We start from the raw sequence: 18805 nt of genomic DNA, 5'->3' as shown, positions 1-18805 counted from the left end.
ATACGACTGATGCGTACTGACTCTTCACCTTCAGAAATTTCTAATTCAGAAATACCTGATTCTTCAACCAGTTCGATCAGCTTTTTAATTTTACGAATATCCATGAGTGTGATTCCGTACTCTTATATTTTGATTTGATGAGTTTTTGACAAGCGATTGACCGCTGCCCGTAAAGCGAAACTATATCCATCCGCACCTAATCCACAGATAACCCCAACTGCTTGATCAGAGAGATAAGAGTGGTGGCGAAAAGGTTCTCGGGCATGCACATTAGACAGATGTATCTCAATGAAGGGAATAGCAACTGCTAATAGCGCATCACGCAACGCGACACTGGTATGCGTGAACGCCGCCGGATTGATAAGAATAAAATCTATTTTTCCGCGTGCTTGATGAATTGTGTTAATCAATTCATGCTCAGCATTGGACTGAAAATGACTCAATTTTACGGCTAACTGCTCCGCTTCCTGTTCGAGACGTGTGACCAGATCTGACAGCGTTAAGCGACCATAAGTCTCAGGTTCACGTGTTCCCAGCAAGTTTAGGTTGGGGCCGTTAAGAAGTAAAATGTGAATATCTTCTGCCATTATGCGGGTATCTCCGACGATACGTCAATAACCTGACAACATAACCTGATGTAAAGGCTTTGTCATCTATTTATCTTTAAAATAAATAAATTATTACGAATAAGGTTCGCCATTATAAAGACTTCATAGCATTTAGCAGCAAAATACTGGTCTTATCAGAGAAAATAACGGCAACTATTCTTTGAAGTGTGCAGCACCTCTGATTTTCAGGGTGCTGTTTTTTTTTATTTTAACTGCGAGTATCGACAAGAATACGCCCAGTAATTTGATTGTTGACTAATTTTTCAGCGTAATCGGCAGCTTGTGCAAGAGAAATCTCGCAAGCTACCTGCTGATAAAAGCTTTCCGGTAACAGTGATGCTAATCGTTGCCAAACTTCAGCGCGTTTCTCTGCGGGATAATGTACTGAATCAATACCTTGCAGACGGATGTTACGCAAAATAAATGGCATTACCGTGGTTGATAACTCAATCCCTCCTGCTAATCCACACGCAGCGACAGTCCCGTTATACTGAGTTTCTGCCAGTATCGCAGCCAAAATATGTCCTCCGACAGTATCCACTCCTCCTGCCCAACGCTGCTTATTCAAAGGACGCGGTTGTGCAGGAAAATCGTTACGAGACAAAATATTTTTAGCACCTAGTTGATACAGATAATCGCTATTTTCGGCTCGGCCTGTAACTGCGGTGACTGAATAACCTAAGCGAGAGAGTAATTGAATTGCTGTGCTTCCGACACCGCCACTGGCACCGGTGACAATAATATCGCCATGCTCCGGCGTTATACCACTATCTTGCAGTGCCATCACACAGAGCATAGCGGTGAAACCGGCAGTACCGATGATCATCGCTTGGCGCAAAGATAAATTATCCGGTACTGCGGTTAGATAATTTGCGGGAACGCGAGCTTGAGTCGCTAAACCCCCCCAGTGATTTTCACCTACGCCCCAGCCAGTGAGTAATACCTGTTGGCCGATTTTAAAACGTGGATCTGTTGAGTGATTAACTGTACCCGAAAAATCGATGCCGGGGATCATAGGAAATTGACGAACGATTTTGCCTTTACCGGTAATAGCTAATGCATCTTTATAATTTAGCGTAGACCAATGAATATCAACGATAACATCACCCGGTGGTAATTCATCAACCGCACAATTCTTGACTTGTACTACTTGTCCATCGGCATGTTGTTCGAGTAATAATGCCTTCATAATTACCTCATTAGTCTTGAATTTGTACGATGAATTATAACGTAAACCACAGGGAGAGTAACGCCACTGATTCGAGATGAATTTTTAAATCAATAATTAATTTGTAAATATGCGTTTTTTTTCTAGCTTATGTGTGCTTTTATCGTGCAGAATGTCTATCGATTAAGATAATCTTTGGTTTTTTCAGGACAAAAAACCAAAAGCTTAAGACATGTCGTTGTAATCTATAAAACATATATAAAATAATATGCTGATAAAGGGCATAATATTCCTATGTGTTAAACCCTTAAAAAAATAAAGTAAAATTTATTTGAACTTGAGCCTAGGATAATAGGTCACAAGAGGGGTAAATATCATGAATACGGCGCAGATAAAAAAAGAGTAAAGTATTTGAGCAATTAGCTTATTTTCTCATAGCATCTGCGTGAAAAATGCGTAAAGTAGGCTACTTTTTTGAAGTTTTTATCTGCTTCGTCTTTATAAAAGCACGTACAATGGGCGTGTTTTTATGTGATTAATTATAGTGCGATTAATTATAGTGTGATTAATTTTAGCCATATAAATAGAAATAGCCTTGTTGTACGCCTTGAGGCTATTTTTGATGGTTGGTAGAGTAGACGGATTTTCATTCGTCCCCGGCTTGCAGGATAATCCTTTCGTTATGTTTAAAAAATTTCGTGGCATGTTTTCTAATGACCTGTCCATTGATTTGGGTACTGCGAATACCCTTATTTATGTCAAAGGACAAGGAGTGAAGTTAAATGAACCCTCGGTGGTGGCTATTCGCCAAGACCGTGCAGGTTCACCAAAAAGTGTTGCAGCCGTAGGTGGTGAAGCAAAACAAATGCTGGGGCGTACACCGGGTAATATTTCCGCTATTCGTCCGATGAAAGATGGTGTTATCGCTGACTTCTTTCTAACTGAAAAAATGCTACAGCATTTTATCAAACAAGTGCATAGCAATAGTTTTATGCGTCCTAGCCCGCGTGTTTTGGTCTGTGTACCCGTTGGAGCGACACAGGTTGAGCGTAAAGCGATTCGCGAGTCTGCCTTGAGCGCTGGTGCGCGTGAAGTATTCTTAATTGAAGAACCGATGGCGGCAGCGATTGGTGCTGGTCTACCTGTATCTGAAGCAACCGGTTCTATGGTGGTTGATATCGGTGGCGGAACCACTGAAGTCGCAGTTATTTCATTGAATGGCGTGGTTTATTCTTCTTCTGTTCGCATTGGTGGTGACCGTTTTGATGAATCAATTATTAATTATGTTCGTCGTAATTATGGTTCATTAATTGGTGAAGCGACAGCCGAGCGTATTAAGCATGAAATTGGCTCTGCTTATCCAACAGATCAGTTATATGAAATTGAAGTACGTGGACGTAACTTAGCCGAAGGTGTTCCTCGTGGATTTACGTTGAATTCCAACGAGATCCTTGAGGCATTACAAGAGCCATTGATTGGTATCGTCAGCGCGGTCATGGTTGCATTAGAACAATGCCCTCCAGAATTAGCCTCCGATATTTCAGAGCGCGGCATGGTATTGACTGGCGGTGGTGCACTACTGCGTAATCTCGATCGCTTATTGATGGAAGAAACCGGTATTCCTGTTATTGTTGCCGAAGATCCATTAACCTGCGTAGCGCGTGGTGGTGGTAAAGCTTTAGAAATGATTGATATGCATGGCGGCGATTTATTTAGTGAAGATTAACGGCTGACCTGCAGGCGAGCAAGGAGGATCACGCTGACCCTCCTTTCAACCCTATTTACGTTGTCTATTTATTTTTATTCTTTGATAATTGTGAAGCACTGTTATACATGAAGCCGATTTTTAGGCGTGGTCCTTCCCTACAATTGCGTATTTTTATTGCGGTTATTGTTGCGATAATGCTGGTGGCGGTTGATCATCGTTTTGAACCTTTCAATAAAATCCGTTCCTATCTGGATACGGCCGTCAGCCCGTTCTATTTTCTGGCTAATGGTCCTCGTCAGCTACTTGACAGCGTATCTGATGGTTTTTCAACTCGCGAACAATTAAGGTTTGAAAATCGAGCATTAAAGCAGGAATTACTGCTTAATAAAGCTGATAGCCTATTGTTAGAGCAATTAAAGCAAGAAAACTCCCGTCTTCGTGAATTACTTGGTTCGCCATTGCGTCAAGATGAGCATATGATGGTTACTCAGGTTATTTCTGGCGCTAATACACCGTATCGTGATCAAGTGGTTATTGACAAAGGTACGCATGATGGTGTCTATGAAGGTCAACCGGTTATCAGTGACAAAGGCGTCGTGGGACAAATTGTGGGCGTCAGCCAGTTTAATAGCCGTGTGTTATTGATTTGCGATACTACACATGCGTTACCGGTTCAGGTATTGCGTAATGATGTGCGAGTGATTGCGGTAGGAACGGGATGTAGCGACGACTTACAATTAGAGCCATTGCCAGAAAATACGGATATTCGCCCGGGTGATGTGTTAGTGACTTCTGGATTAGGCGGACGCTTCCCTGAGGGCTATCCTGTAGGGGTAGTCTCTAGTGTGAAACATGATACTCAACGTGCTTACACCATCATTAATGCCAAGCCGACGGCTGAACTGCAGCGCCTAAGATACTTATTATTGTTATGGGGGAGCGATAGCGATCCTGCACAGCCTTTGCCGCCTTCTGAAGTGTACCGTGCTGCAAATGAACGCTTGATGAAAGTTCTCCCGCAAGTATTACCAACCCCCAATGAATTGCAAGGGCCGCCATTACCGGCGAATATCGATTCACCTTCAGGGCGTTAATGTCTAATAAAGGGCTATCATCAATGAATTTTGGGTATAAAGGATAAAAACTAATGAATGAATACCGCGGAAATGGTCGTGGGATCATTTGGTTATCTTTTTTTATTGCCATTATTTTGCAGATCATGCCTTGGCCTGAATTTCTGGCATATTATCGGCCATCTTGGTTACTGCTAATTTTAATATATTGGGTGATGGCCTTACCCCATCGGGTCAGTGTGGGAACCAGCTTTTTCTTGGGGATCGTAGTCGATTTAATCCAAGGGGCAGCTTTGGGCGTTAATGCACTGGCGTACAGTATTATCTGCTATTTAGTGGCTTATAAACATCAATTACTGCGTAATATGGCACTATGGCAGCAATCATTGGTGATTATTGGTCTGACTATTATTTTAGATTTTACGGTTTTCTGGGCCGAGTTTGTTTCATCTCAAGTTTTGTTTCATCCTCAAGTATTTTGGAATAGTGTGGTCAATGGTATTCTGTGGCCATGGTTATTTTTATTACTACGAAAAGTTCGTCGTCAATTCTCCGTTTATTAACTTGATATATCGCATTAAAAATATAGCATTGAAAATATTTATAAAAGGGACTAAAAATAATGAGCTGTATTTATTTGGCTTCTGGTTCACCAAGAAGGCGTGAGCTGATCGGGTTATTAAATTATCAATGCGATATCTTACGTCCCTCGGTTATCGAAGAATGGGGGTTCGGAGAAACCCCTCAGCAGTACGTCCAAAGATTAGCTATCGAAAAATCACAGGCAGGAGTGGCTATTGCGCCTTATGATTACCCGGTGCTAGGGGCAGATACTATCGTTGTATTACATCAAAATATTCTAGAAAAACCGAGAGATAAACAGCATGCGGCTGAGATCCTTGCGTTATTATCAGGGCAAACTCACCAAGTGATGACGGCCATCGCAGTTTCTAACTCAAAACAATTATTATCACAATTAATTGTGACTGATGTGACCTTCCGCGATTTATCAAAATTAGAAATACAGGATTATATTGCGAGTGGTGAACCGATGGATAAAGCGGGTGCTTATGGTATTCAAGGGCTCGGTGGGCGTTTCGTACGGAAAATTAATGGCAGCTATCATGCCGTTGTTGGCTTACCGCTAGTCGAAACAGAAGAATTAATTGAGCGATTTTTAGCGCTAATTGATGGTAAGGGAAAATAATGACCGCTGAATTGTTAGTAAATATCACACCATCTGAGACGCGAGTTGCCTATATTGACGGCGGGATACTGCAAGAGATCCATATTGAACGCGAAGCCAAAAGAGGAATTGTTGGCAATATTTACAAAGGCCGTGTGAGCCGGGTGCTTCCTGGAATGCAGGCGGCCTTTGTTGATATTGGCCTCGATAAAGCCGCTTTTTTACATGCTTCCGATATTATGCCGCATACTGAATGTATTGCTGGTGAAGAACAAAAAAACTTTCATGTTCGTGATATCGCTGAATTAGTCAAGCAGGGGCAAGATCTTATTGTTCAGGTGGTTAAAGATCCTTTAGGAACCAAAGGCGCGCGTTTAACTACCGATATTACCTTGCCCTCGCGTTATTTAGTTTTTATGCCGGGCGCTTCACATGTCGGGGTTTCTCAGCGTATTGACAGTGAATCTGAGCGTGAAAGATTAAAGCAAATAGTTGCCGAATATTGTGACGAAAATGGCGGATTTATTATTCGTACTGCGGCTGAAGGCGTCGGCGAAGAAGAATTACGCCAAGATGCTGCGTTCCTTAAACGCTTATGGACAAAAGTGATTGAGCGTAAAAAGCGTAATGTCACACGGACCAAAATTTACGGTGAGTTAGCTTTAGCTCATCGTATTATTCGTGATTTTGCTGGCGCTGCACTGGATAGAATTCGAGTCGATTCACGTTTAACTCACGAACAACTGCAAGAGTTTATTGCTGAGTATGTCCCTGAAATGACAGCTAAATTAGAGCTTTATCAGGGGAATCAGCCTATTTTTGATTTGTATGATGTTGAAAATGAAATTCAGCGAGCATTAGAACGTAAAGTTGAATTGAAGTCTGGTGGTTATCTAATTATTGACCAAACCGAAGCCATGACTACGATAGATATTAATACCGGTGCATTTGTTGGGCATCGTAATTTAGAAGAAACTATTTTTAATACCAATGTTGAAGCCACTCAGGCGATTGCACGGCAATTACGTCTGCGTAATTTGGGCGGTATTATTATTATTGATTTTATTGATATGATTGATGCAGAACATCGTCGTCGTGTACTGGCATCTTTAGAACAAGCGCTTAGCAAAGATAAAGTGAAAACTACCATCAATGGCTTTTCCCAATTGGGGTTGGTGGAAATGACTCGCAAGCGTACTAGAGAAAGCCTCGAACATGTTCTTTGTGATTGCTGCCCAAGTTGCCAAGGACGAGGTACGGTAAAATCGGTTGAAACCGTGTGCTATGAAATATTACGTGAAATTGTACGGGTTCATCGTTCTATTGACGCCGATCGTTTTCTAGTTTACGCCGCAAAATCAGTGGTCGATGTGCTGACGGGTGATGAATCCCATGCGTTAGCTGAAGTGGAAATTTTTGTCGGCAAACAAGTTAAAGTTCAAGTCGAACCGCTATACAGCCAAGAACGTTTTGATGTAGTAATGATGTAGTAATGACGTAGCAATAATGTCGAAATGATAAAAATCAACTGCATGTATTAATTAGCCTTGTTTTAGATTGCAGCCAGCGGGTTTTATTCCATTTATCTTGATAGCGAGAATAGATTACGCTCTTGAGAAGATGGAATAATTTTATTATTGTCGCATTAATTATTTAGCTTACAGCGGCATTCATGAAGGAGAGGCTGGTGAAACGACTGCCCAAAATTATGTTGGTGACAGCCGCTTTGGTACTGATTATCTGTGCATTATTGCTCAGTGGACTGCGTTTTTTTCTGCCTTATATCAATGATTATCGTACACAAATTGCTGCAAGATTTGAGCAAACTTCAGGTATTCCGATTGAAATTGGTCATTTAGATGCTGCATGGCATTCATTTGGCCCCAGTTTAACCATTAATCAAGTGGTTATTCGTAGCGATATGCTGGATGCGGATGCAGAGAAAATTTCAATTGAACTTGATGTTTGGCGCTCATTATTCTCGCTACGTTGGCGTTTTCGTGATCTAACCTTTTATCAATTGAACGTCGATTATAAAGTTCCTCTCGATAAAGACTCGCCACTCGATACCGATCAGCAGTTTGGCAGTTTTGATGATCTATTTTTACGTAAGTTTGATAATTTTACGCTCAAAAATAGTCAAATTTCGTTTCTTACTCCTTCAGAACAAAAAACTACCTTATTATTGCCTGAATTGTCTTGGCTAAATCAGCCTGGTCGTCATCGCGCTCAGGGATACGTTAGCCTTGAAACTATTAATAAACAGCATGGTTTTTTACAAGTTAAATTAGATTTAACTGACAAAAATGACATTTTGAGTGATGGCACCATCTATTTGCAGGCAGATAATATCGATATGCAGCCATGGCTTAGCCGTTGGTTGCGCGATAATAGTGGATTGCAGGATGCTAATTTTAGTCTGTCATCATGGGTAACGTTGAAAGATAGCCGTATTCAAAGTGGCTTATTACAGCTACGTCAAGGTGAGGCTAACTGGGAGATGGATCACGCAGCCCATAATCTTCAGGTTAATGATTTATTACTGCGAATGCGCCGTCAAGGCAATGGCTGGTTATTTGATATTCCTGAGCTAGACACGGTAAAAACTGACGAATATATTTGGCCAATGGGAAGCCTCTCGGTATTGTATTTACCAAGCTCAAGTAAATATAAACACAATGATCACTGGCGTATTCGGGCTAAAAATATTCAGCTCGAACGCTTAAGTGAGATATTACCTACCTTCTCATTTTTGACACCGGAGATGGTTCAAGATTGGCAACATCGTCAACCAATGGGGCTAATTAGCAGCTTTGCCGTCGATTTGACCCCTGATATGCCAGAGCATACCCAAATTGATATGGATTGGCATGATGTAAGTTGGAAAAAATGGAAGTCATTGCCATCAATGAATGGCTTTAGTGGCGTCTTAGTTGGTGATAAGCAGCGTGGAGTGGTTTCTTTTTCTGTGGCTGACGGAGAAATTGATTACCAACCTATGTCTGAGTCTGATAAACCTATGTTTGCCAAGCCATTGAATATAACTAAAGCGCGCGGGCATATTTTTTGGCGTGCGCTTGAAGATAACTTTGAATTGTGGAGTGATAAACTCGATATTCAGGCCACTTCTCTGTGGGTTAATGGTCAATTTCGTTATCAGCAGCAAGGACAACAAAAGCCAGATTTAAATATACTGGCAGGCATCCGCTTAGACGATGCTGGGCAAGCGTGGCGCTATTTTCCTCAGACATTGATGGGGCAAGATCTGGCTAATTATCTAACTTCAGCCATTATTGCAGGTCGAGTGGATGAAGCCAGTTTATTATTTAGAGGCTCACCAGAAGATTTTCCGTTTTATCAAAATAATGGTCAATTTCAGGTCTTTGTGCCTTTACGCGATGCAACCTTTGAATATGATCCTCACTGGCCGGCAATTTTTAATTTGGATATCGATTTAAATTTCCAGCGCCAAGGCCTATTTATGTCAGCGCCAACATTGAAATTAGATAAAGCGATCGCCACCGATGTGCATGCTGATATCGCTGATTATGCCGATTCAATGCTGAAAATTAATGCAAATATTGCTGGAACCGGTCAGCAAATTCATGATTATTTTATGTTATCACCGATGAAAGAGTCGATTGGTGAAACCTTAGATATATTGCAAATTGACGGTAATGTGGCTGGCTCTCTTGCATTATCTATTCCTTTAGAACCGGAAAAGCAGGTAGTTGCCGAGGGAACCGTTAAATTAAATCATAATGATATTTATATTAAATCGATCGATAGTCAGCTAAAGCAGGTTTCAGGACAGTTTTCTTTTGTGAATGGTAATTTAACCAGTAACACACTGCAGGGGTCTTGGTTTGGCCAACCGATCGATTTAAGTTTTACTACACACGAAAAAAAGAAACACTATCAAGTTGATATTCAATTGGCGGGTCATTGGTTAGCAGAAAAAATTAATGCTATTCCGGAAAATCTACGCCAAAAACTGCAAGGTAAAATTGATTGGCAAAGCACGGTAGGAATAACTATCCCTGAGCACGCGGGGACAAAAACAGCATTAGATATTCAGCTAAATAGCGATATCAGCCAGCTTAAGCACCAATTTTCTGATATCGATCCTCAGTTATTAAGTAAACTAAAAACGCTAAGCGCACAGGCTCAAGGTAGCACCGAACAGCTCGCTATTTATGGCGATATTGGCAAGCTGATAGGTTTTAATAGTGAATGGCAATTAGGTAACCAGCAAGTGAGTTTGCTGAAAGGGCAAATTTCACCTTGGAAAGATACCATTCCTCAACTGCCTAAATCGTCATTATTACAGATTGATTTACCTGAAATTAGCGATCCTAAGTGGCTAATGCTGCTCGGTCAGCTTGATATTGATACGCCAGCCAGTAAAGCGGGAGATATGCGTTTCGATTATCCACATACTATAAAGTTCACCACTCCTTCGATAACACTTGGCGGGCAGCAGTGGAAGCAACTTGCGTTAACGGTTGATCAAACAGCTTCCGGGTTTTCGCTACAGGCTAATAGCCCCGATATTCGAGCCAGCCTGAATATGCCACATGATAAATATTGGCAATTAGCGATTGATTACCTTTACTTTAATCCACTGAGCACATTAACACCGACCTCGGATAAAACAGTAAATTCTGCCTCTCAAATCTACCATTTTGCCAGTTGGCCAACCCTTAATGTATTGTGCCGAGAGTGTTGGATTAGTGGTTATAAATTAGGTCAAATTACGGCTACGTTACAGCCTAAAGGTCATACTTTGCAGCTCACTGGCGGGACGTTAAATAACAGCGCAACTCAATTAAAGCTAGATGCAATATGGCAAAGTGGATCCGAAAATAAAACTCAGCTGGCGGGAACGCTGCAAGGTGAACGTTTTGATGATACTGCCGCTTATTATGGGGTATTAGTGCCAATTATTGAATCGCCTTATGTTATTGAATTTGATGTTAATTGGCGAGACACACCGTGGTCACCTGATGTGTCCTCTCTTAATGGGCTGTTAACTGCCCAATTAGGCAAAGGTGCGATTTCTGAAATGGGCGGCGGTAATGCAGGGCGATTATTGCGCTTAATGAGTTTTGATGCATTGTTACGCAAACTTCGCTTTGATTTTCGTGATACGTTTAGTAATGACTTCAATTTTGATTCGATCAAAGCAACAGCTAAACTAACGAAAGGTGTATTAAGTACTGAAAATACATTTATCGATGGTTTAATTGCGGATATTAAATTATCGGGTCAAATTAATCTGTTACAAAGAAAGATCAATATGGAAGTCGTTGTAACGCCTGAATTATCTGCGACTGTAGGTGTTGCCACTGCTTTCGCCGTAAATCCGATTGTCGGGGCGGCGGTTTTTGCAGCCAGCAAAGTCTTTGGGCCATTATGGAGTAAAATCTCCGTTATTCGCTATCATATTACCGGTAGCTTAGATGAGCCTAAGATTGATGAGGTGCTGCGACAGCTTAAGGAGAATGAGAAGTGATGAAAAATGTCAATGTTGCACTTTTACAATTATGCAGCGGTAGAAATACTCAGCATAATTTAGCGCAAATTGAGCAGCAAATCAAACAGTTACCCAGCTCAGTTAAGTTAGTCATGACCCCCGAGAATGCGCTGTTATTCGCCGATGCCGCAACCTATAAAAAGCGAGCCGAAATTGAAGGCCAAGGCCCATTACAAGCCGCCGTTAGTGAACTAGCCAAGCGTTATAATGTTTGGATTTTAATTGGTTCGATGCCGCTGGTCAGTCGTGAAAATGCGGAAAAAATCACCAGTAGTAGCTTACTATTTGATGAAAAAGGCAATATTCAAGCGCGTTACGATAAAATCCATATGTTCGATGTAAGTATTACAGATGAACAAGGTACATATAATGAATCATCTATTTATCAGCGTGGTGAACATATCACGGTAGTAGATACTCCAGTGGGACGCCTTGGCATGACAATCTGTTATGATCTGCGCTTCCCTGGCTTATTTCAGGCACTGCGTGAGCAAGGTGCTGAGATTATTTCTGTGCCAGCCGCATTTACGCGTCTAACTGGAAAAGCTCATTGGGAGCCGTTACTGCGAGCCAGAGCGATAGAAAACCAATGTATTATTGTTGCTCCGGCGCAAGTGGGTGTACATGGTACTCGTAAAACTTGGGGGCATACTTTGGCAGTCGATGGCTGGGGTAAAGTATTAAAGAAAAATGTTGATGCGGTTTCAGCCTTAGAGCTCAATCTGCGTGTCGATAGTCTCGAAGTCATGCGTGAGCAGATTAAAGTGGTAAAACATAATCGTTTTCGCCCTCATCTGACATCACTGATAAACAAAGAATCAACTACTAAAGAGTAATAATTATGAGTTTAGCCTTTGTTAGCGAAAATTTGCTAACCGTGAACCACCTCGATCAACAAAAATTAGCTGATGTTTTAGGTCTATTATCTGAACGCCGTTTGGATTATGCCGATTTGTATTTTCAATCTAGCTATCACGAAGCGTGGATCTTAGAAGATCGTATTATTAAAGATGGTTCTTATAATATCGATCAAGGCGTTGGTGTCCGAGCGATTAGTGGTGAAAAAACCGGTTTCGCGTATGCGGATCAAATCAATTTACTTGCGTTACAACAAAGTGCACATGCAGCACGAAGTATTGTTTCTGAGCGTGGCAATGGCAAGGCTCAGATCTTAGGTGAAGTGAATTATAAACCGTTATATCCATTACTTGATCCGCTGAATAGTTTATCCCGCGAAGAAAAAATAGGTTTATTACACCGAGTTGATCAAATAGCCCGAGCAGAAGATCCTCGCGTTATCGAAGTAAATGCTAGTTTAACCGGAATTTACGAACAAGTTCTTGTGGCAGCGACTGATGGTACATTGGCTGCCGATGTTCGCCCATTAGTTCGCTTATCGGTTAGCGTTTTAGTCGAAGATGATGGCAAAAGGGAACGCGGCGGCAGTGGCGGTGGCGCTCGCTCGGGGTACGATTATTTTCTTGAAATACATGACGGACAAATTTTAGCCGAGCAATATGCTCGTGAAGCGGTACGTATGGCATTGCTCAATTTAACGGCGATCGCCGCACCTGCAGGAACGATGCCGGTAGTATTAGGTGCAGGTTGGCCGGGGGTTTTATTGCATGAAGCGGTAGGGCATGGTCTAGAAGGCGATTTTAATCGCCGTGGCAGCTCTGTTTTCAGTGGTCAAATCGGCGAGAAAGTTGCTTCTGAATTGTGTTCAATCGTTGACGATGGCACGCTCTTTGGGCGTCGAGGTTCATTAGCTATCGATGATGAAGGGGTACCGGGACAATGCAATCTATTGATTGAAAATGGTATTTTGAAAGGTTATATGCAAGATAAGCTGAATGCTAGACTGATGGGAACCGTGCCTACCGGTAACGCACGACGAGAATCTTATGCCCATCTACCTATGCCACGCATGACCAATACTTATATGTTAGCCGGAGAATCATCACCTGCTGATATTATTGCTAGTGTTGATAAAGGTATTTATGCGCCGAATTTTGCCGGTGGACAGGTCGATATTACCTCGGGTAAGTTCGTGTTTTCAACGTCAGAAGCTTATTTAATTGAAAATGGCAAAATAACTAAGCCAGTAAAAGGGGCGACACTTATCGGTGCCGGTCATGAAGCTATGCAGCAAATATCTATGGTGGGCAATGACTTAGCACTGGATAAAGGTGTAGGTGTTTGCGGTAAGGAAGGGCAAAGTTTACCGGTCGGTGTGGGGCAACCCACACTGAAGTTAGATCAAATTACTGTCGGTGGTACAGCTTAATTCGTTTCTCTGTTGTTTAGTTTATGGATATTGACTGGTTTTATTGGTAGGTTTTAGGGATTGAGCCACCGCTATGGTGGCGGTGTGCTCGGCACCCTATACTTACAGATTATTTAGGATAAAAAACATATTATGAAGTTTAATAAGCGGCTTATTTCTATGCTAATTATGGCAGTTTTAATCGCCGTGAGCTTGTATTTTAAAGGCAGTGATTTGCAAACAACCGAGCAATCATTGCGTCCGATATCCCCACCTGAGCAAGCGTTGAGAGATAATAAATCACAAAAGATTGATCAGCTAACGGCAGAAAAATCAGTGGTGAGCTATGTTGAGAAATACCAACGATTGCCTGAGTTTTATATTACCAAGAAAGTCGCGCGTCAGAATGGCTGGGATCCTCGTGTGGGCAATCTGTGTGAAGTGATGCCGGGGAAAGCCATTGGGGGAGATAAATTTTTAAATCGGGAAAAACGTTTACCGATAGCCCCTCATCGACAATGGTATGAAGCCGATATTAATTATCGCTGTGGGCACCGAGGTGCCGATCGCTTACTTTATTCCTCTGACGGTATGATTTATCTCAGTAAAGACCATTATAAATCCTTTAATCAAGTTAAATGAGTTAGTTATGGATATCTGCCGAACTGAAGTTTTTGATTTTGACTATATAGACAGTATCGCTGATTTTTATCAACAATTTCAGCAACGTTTTCAGTTACCTGAGTGGTTTGGACATAATTTGGATGCGCTGTGGGATATGCTTAATGGCGAAATTGAATTGCCGATACGTATTGTCTTTCGCCAGCTTGATCAGTCTCAATGGGGGCTGTTTTCAGACATTATTGAATTGATGATTGATGCACAAGAAGAATTAAATGGGCAACTTATTTTTCATTGCAGTATATAAAATTATTATCTAGAAAATAGCCGTATAAAAAAACCGTATCATAAATAGAGTGTTAACCCACCATACAGATTAATATTGACTATTAGCGGCTATGGCTGCATAAAAAAGCCGGATCTGCTGTGTATTTAACACAGCATTATTCCGGTTTTTTATCGCACTCTTACTGTTCGTTAGGCGGTTTCAGATAACTCTTTTAAATACTGAAATAGCTGACGGAATGATTTTGGTGGTTTAGCGGCGGCTTTTTCCTTTTTGGCATTACGCACCAGTGCACGTAATTGTTGGCGGTCAGTCATTGGAAATAATTCAACCACTTCCTCAATCACCTCATCGCCATTTTCTAATAATCTAATCCTCAGATCTTCCAATTTATGGAAGATAAGCGTTTGTTGGTTATGACGATTTTTAAGTCGATCCAGAGCTTCAGTGATAGGTTCAGGATCACGCGCGCGTAATAATTTACCAATCAACTGCAACTGACGACGACGGCCTTCGCGTCTAATTTTTTGTGCCAGCTCGATAGCGGCCAATAAGTCTTCATCGAGGGGGATGCGTTCTAACTCATTTTTACTCAGATCAACCAGCTCGGCGCCCAGCTTTTTTAAAGCTTCGGCATCACGTTTTATTTCGCTTTTACTGACCCAAATGATCTCGTCATCGTCTTCTTGTGGCGAGGGCGTCTCATCGAGCCAATCTTCAGGCTGTCTGGCCATAATGGTTTCCTTTATTTACAGAAAGCAACAGCGTAATTTGCATGACCTGCTGCGTTGTGGGTGTTAACATTCATTTATCCATCATGCTTCAAGTTGTACAGTTCCGGCTGTATAGCAATCGAATGTACAGTATCGATTGTATACTACCGATTGAATAGTACCGGTTGAATAGGCCAGTTTTATTGATAGTCCCTATAACGCACTGATTAACTCGTTGCTAGTGAATGGCAAAAGTTTACGGTTATTTGGAAAACACTATTTACTGGCTTTCTACTACTTGAAGCATTTAGGCTATATTATTATGTATTGTAACTGGGAAAATTGCCTAATGACTACTGTACTTTCCAATTGTTAGGGCATAAACCGGTGATTTTTCCTCTTTTTACTCGGATTTTAATCAATGAACCCCAATGAACAGGTAGCTCAGCAACGTAAAATACTGGAAGAGGCTGTTTCTCAGGCTCTTGAATTCGCTCAACAGCATTGTGATGCCGCAGAAGTCGCGGTTAATAAAAGTACAGGCATAGGTGTTAGTACGCGTCATGGTGAAGTCGAAAATGTCGAATTTAACAGTGACGGCGCATTAGGCATCACCGTTTATCATCGCCAGCGAAAAGGCAGTGCATCTTCGACAGATTTAACGCCTGAAGCCATTCAACGTACGGTTCAGGCGGCAATTGATATTGCGCAGTATACCTCAGAAGATGCCTTTGCAGGGCCTGCTGATAAAGATTTATTAGCTTTTGATGCACCCGATTTACAATTATTTCAAGCTACACCCCTTGAGCCAGATGAAGCGATTAAATTAGCGGCAGCGGCAGAGAAAGCGGCACTAGAAGCAGACCCCCGTATCGTAAATACCGAGGGCGGCAGTTTTAATGGTCATTATGGGATCCGTGTTTTTGGCAATTCACATGGCATGCTGCAAAGTTATTGTTCAAGCCGCTATTCAATGTCGAGCTGCGTTATTGCTGAACATAATGGTGATATGGAACGCGATTATGCTTATACCATTGGGCGCAGTATGGCTTCTTTGCAATCGCCTGAATGGGTAGGCCAAGAATGTGCTCGACGAACACTGGCTCGATTATCGCCGCGTAAGTTACCGACGATGAAAGCACCGGTAATTTTTGCCGCAGAAGTAGCAACCGGATTATTTGGGCATTTAGTCGGTGCGATTAGTGGCAGCAGTATTTATCGTAAATCCTCATTCTTGATGGACAGCTTAGGTCAGCAAATTCTGCCAGAATGGCTAACGATTACAGAACAACCCCACTTAATTGGCGGTTTAGCTTCAACGCCATTTGATAGCGAAGGCGTACGTACAAGTCAGCGTAATATTATTGATCAGGGAATGCTAACCACTTGGTTATTAACTTCTTATTCTGCACGTAAGTTGGGGCTAAAGAGCACCGGACATGCAGGTGGTATTCATAATTGGCATATTCCTGGCCAAGGAGATTCTTTTGATGGGTTACTCAAAAAAATGGGCACGGGATTAATTGTTACCGAACTGATGGGCCAAGGTGTGAGTGCCATGACGGGTGATTATTCTCGTGGAGCCGCAGGTTTTTGGGTTGAAAATGGCGAAATTCAATATCCCGTCAGTGAAATTACTATTGCTGGTAATTTAAAAGATATGTGGGCCAACATAGTCACTATTGGTGACGATATTGAAATGCGCAGCAATATTCAGTGCGGTTCAGTGCTGTTACCTGAAATGAGTATCGCTGGTCAGTAACGGAATTTAGACTTACATTAATTAAAATAAGCCCGACAGATAACACTATCTGCCGGGCTTATTTTTTAGCATTTAATAAATTAACGGTGTAATTCACCTGCGGCTTCAGGCTGATAAATAATTTCTAGCACTTTAACGCGAGTTTTTACGCCATTAGGCAGTTCCCAACTAATTTCATCATTGACTCTTAATCCGAGCAATGCGGCGCCCATCGGTGCCATAACAGAAAGCTGTTCGGTACTATCTTTTAGCGAGGCTGGGTAAACGAGCGTTCGGGTGCGTTCTTCGTTACTGATCAGATCTTGAAAACGGATCGTGCTGTTCATAGTGACTACATCCGCGGGAATTTCCTGAGGAGTTACTATTTCTGCGCGATCCAGCTCTTCATTCAGAGCATCAGCCACAGGGCTATCTGCATGAGCTGGTTGTTCTAATAGTCTATCCAGACGTTCAGCGTCTAAATCATTAATAATAATTGCTGGCTTTGTCATACCACACTCCAAATAGATTCAATACAAAGCAAACGCCCCCTACCCATAAGGCGGGGGGCGTCGCTGAAAATAAGTTTTTAATAAAATTAATAGTAGGCGCTTATGGTGACAAAAGAAAGAGATCACGATCACGATCTCTTTACGCTTTTATCCGAAACCAGTGGTTTGTGCTAAATTAATGAAGATTATTTTCTCTGACTGACAACTGGCTGGTGAGATTAATCTTCATCAAATCCGCAGTCGAATAATGCTACAATTGCGGATAACGCTAGTTTTTCATCGGGGCCTGTGACTTCAATATCTATTTTACTGCCTTGTTCTGAGTCTAACATTAGCATTGCAATAACGCTATCAGCCTCAGCTTCAATATGGTTATTATTGCGTAAAATAACCTTAGATTGATATTTTTGTACCAGTTCATACAGCATCATAGCGGGCCGGGCATGCATACCCAGCCGATTTTTAAGGGTTATCGATGCATGTACGGTCATTATTTCCGTTTTTCCAGCGTACGATGGCGGGATTGAACGTTTTTCCCTCTTGAACGAAAATAATCCGCTAATTGTTCAGCTACATAGACTGAACGGTGCTTACCCCCGGTACAACCAATCGCTACAGTTAAATAACTGCGGTTATTAGTTTCGAGCATCGGTAACCATAACTCAAGATAGCTGCGCGTTTGATAAATAAAATTATGTACTTCTGTGTGCCTATCTAAAAACGCCGCGACTGGACGATCTAAACCTGTCATAGGACGTAATTTAGGATCCCAGTGGGGATTCGGTAGAAAACGCACATCAAAGACATAATCAGCGTCAATAGGAATACCGTGCTTAAAGCCAAACGACTCGAAGACCATAGTGAGTTCACGCTCACGTTTTCCTAATAAACGCGTTCTGAGCATTTCAGCCAGTTCATGCACTGACATTTCAGATGTATCGATAACCAAATCTGCTCTTGAACGTAGTGGCTCTAAGAGATCATTTTCTTCATCAATGGCGCTTTCTAGCGATAAATTTTTGCTCGATAGCGGATGCAGACGACGTGTATCACTGTAACGGCGGATCAATGTATTGCGATCAGCATCTAAAAACAGTAGTTGAGGAGAGAAACTGCTCGGTAGCTTGGTTAATGCTTCTTCAAAGATTTCTGGGTTATCTGGCATATTGCGCACGTCAATGCTTACCGCCGCAGAAATATTACGATCAGCGAGTGAAGTAGCCAGCTCTGGAAGCAAAACAACTGGCAGGTTATCCACACAATAGAAGCCCATATCTTCCAGCGCACGTAAGGCAACGGATTTCCCCGAACCGGAACGGCCGCTGACAATCATCAGCACCATGAGGTAACTCCCTTTTTAGTTCTTTTAATGGTATTTAAATACCAT

At 41.9% G+C, this 18805-nt stretch carries 17 protein-coding genes and 1 pseudogene; 11 read left to right on the top strand and 7 right to left on the bottom strand.

The window, feature by feature from the left end:
• From M992_RS00975 to acuI, 3 genes and pseudogenes are all read right to left on the bottom strand, one after another.
• Nucleotides 1-104: pseudogene (locus M992_RS00975) on the bottom strand (acetyl-CoA carboxylase biotin carboxyl carrier protein); the annotation flags it as partial.
• A gap of 18 nt (nucleotides 105-122) precedes the next feature.
• Nucleotides 123-587: a type II 3-dehydroquinate dehydratase gene (gene aroQ, locus M992_RS00970; protein WP_053906990.1), complete on the bottom strand. Its 465-nt coding sequence runs from the start codon at nucleotides 585-587 to the stop codon at nucleotides 123-125.
• Between the two features lie 229 nt (nucleotides 588-816).
• A complete protein-coding gene (gene acuI, locus M992_RS00965; protein ID WP_053906989.1) occupies nucleotides 817-1797 on the bottom strand; it encodes an acrylyl-CoA reductase (NADPH) in 981 nt (326 codons plus the stop codon).
• A 661-nt stretch (nucleotides 1798-2458) separates the two neighbouring features.
• Between acuI and mreB the strand changes: the two genes are divergently transcribed.
• The 10 genes from mreB to M992_RS00915 all read left to right on the top strand — a co-directional run bounded on the left by mreB (nucleotide 2459) and on the right by M992_RS00915 (nucleotide 14473).
• On the top strand, nucleotides 2459-3502 hold the full coding sequence (gene mreB, locus M992_RS00960) for a rod shape-determining protein MreB (protein WP_047255244.1): 1044 nt from the start codon (nucleotides 2459-2461) through the stop codon (nucleotides 3500-3502).
• A gap of 107 nt (nucleotides 3503-3609) precedes the next feature.
• Nucleotides 3610-4578, top strand: coding sequence for a rod shape-determining protein MreC (gene mreC / locus M992_RS00955; RefSeq protein WP_047255243.1), 969 nt, complete (start codon nucleotides 3610-3612; stop codon nucleotides 4576-4578).
• 53 nt (nucleotides 4579-4631) lie between these two features.
• On the top strand, nucleotides 4632-5120 hold the full coding sequence (gene mreD, locus M992_RS00950; RefSeq protein ID WP_053906988.1) for a rod shape-determining protein MreD: 489 nt from the start codon (nucleotides 4632-4634) through the stop codon (nucleotides 5118-5120).
• Between the two features lie 59 nt (nucleotides 5121-5179).
• A complete protein-coding gene (locus tag M992_RS00945) occupies nucleotides 5180-5764 on the top strand; it encodes a Maf family protein (protein ID WP_053906987.1) in 585 nt (194 codons plus the stop codon).
• Nucleotides 5764-7233, top strand: coding sequence for a ribonuclease G (gene rng / locus M992_RS00940; protein ID WP_047255240.1), 1470 nt, complete (start codon nucleotides 5764-5766; stop codon nucleotides 7231-7233). Before M992_RS00945 ends, rng begins: the two co-directional genes overlap by 1 nt.
• Nucleotides 7234-7430: 197 nt before the next feature.
• On the top strand, nucleotides 7431-11258 hold the full coding sequence (gene yhdP, locus M992_RS00935; protein ID WP_187120215.1) for an AsmA2 domain-containing protein YhdP: 3828 nt from the start codon (nucleotides 7431-7433) through the stop codon (nucleotides 11256-11258).
• The gene (gene nit1, locus M992_RS00930; RefSeq protein WP_047255239.1) at nucleotides 11258-12115 is read left to right on the top strand and encodes a deaminated glutathione amidase; all 858 of its coding nucleotides are present in this window, start codon (nucleotides 11258-11260) and stop codon (nucleotides 12113-12115) included. The genes yhdP and nit1 overlap by 1 nt, the downstream gene beginning before the upstream one ends.
• Before the next feature lie 5 nt (nucleotides 12116-12120).
• On the top strand, nucleotides 12121-13566 hold the full coding sequence (gene tldD / locus M992_RS00925) for a metalloprotease TldD (RefSeq protein WP_053906986.1): 1446 nt from the start codon (nucleotides 12121-12123) through the stop codon (nucleotides 13564-13566).
• Nucleotides 13567-13698: 132 nt separating this feature from the next.
• Complete coding sequence (locus M992_RS00920) at nucleotides 13699-14187, top strand: ribonuclease domain-containing protein (RefSeq protein WP_047255237.1); 489 nt, start codon at nucleotides 13699-13701, stop codon at nucleotides 14185-14187.
• Between the two features lie 7 nt (nucleotides 14188-14194).
• A complete protein-coding gene (locus tag M992_RS00915; protein ID WP_072165902.1) occupies nucleotides 14195-14473 on the top strand; it encodes a barstar family protein in 279 nt (92 codons plus the stop codon).
• Between the two features lie 170 nt (nucleotides 14474-14643).
• On the opposite strand, the gene yjgA is transcribed toward M992_RS00915, so the two are convergent.
• Nucleotides 14644-15186 (bottom strand): ribosome biogenesis factor YjgA, encoded by a 543-nt coding sequence (yjgA, locus tag M992_RS00910; RefSeq protein ID WP_053906985.1) that lies wholly within the window; start codon nucleotides 15184-15186, stop codon nucleotides 14644-14646.
• 400 nt (nucleotides 15187-15586) lie between these two features.
• Here yjgA and pmbA point away from each other — a divergent pair, with 400 nt between their 5' ends.
• Nucleotides 15587-16927, top strand: coding sequence for a metalloprotease PmbA (gene pmbA / locus M992_RS00905; RefSeq protein WP_053906984.1), 1341 nt, complete (start codon nucleotides 15587-15589; stop codon nucleotides 16925-16927).
• A gap of 80 nt (nucleotides 16928-17007) precedes the next feature.
• Here the strand turns inward: pmbA and rnk are convergent, their stop codons facing one another.
• The 3 genes from rnk to rapZ form a co-directional block, all read right to left on the bottom strand.
• Complete coding sequence (gene rnk / locus M992_RS00900) at nucleotides 17008-17418, bottom strand: nucleoside diphosphate kinase regulator (RefSeq protein ID WP_053906983.1); 411 nt, start codon at nucleotides 17416-17418, stop codon at nucleotides 17008-17010.
• A gap of 218 nt (nucleotides 17419-17636) precedes the next feature.
• Nucleotides 17637-17909 carry a PTS phosphocarrier protein NPr gene (gene npr, locus M992_RS00895; RefSeq protein WP_047255232.1) on the bottom strand — a complete coding sequence of 91 codons (273 nt, stop codon included), beginning with the start codon at nucleotides 17907-17909 and terminating at the stop codon, nucleotides 17637-17639.
• Nucleotides 17909-18760, bottom strand: a complete 852-nt coding sequence (rapZ, locus tag M992_RS00890) for an RNase adapter RapZ (protein ID WP_047255231.1) — start codon at nucleotides 18758-18760, stop codon at nucleotides 17909-17911. The genes npr and rapZ overlap by 1 nt, the downstream gene beginning before the upstream one ends.
• Nucleotides 18761-18805 lie beyond the last annotated feature (45 nt).

Origin of the sequence: Moellerella wisconsensis ATCC 35017, assembly GCF_001294465.1 — a bacterium.
Classification (GTDB): Bacteria; Pseudomonadota; Gammaproteobacteria; order Enterobacterales; family Enterobacteriaceae; genus Moellerella; species Moellerella wisconsensis.
Note: the sequence above shows the minus strand (reverse complement) of the source record. Positions and strands in the feature narration are given on the sequence as shown.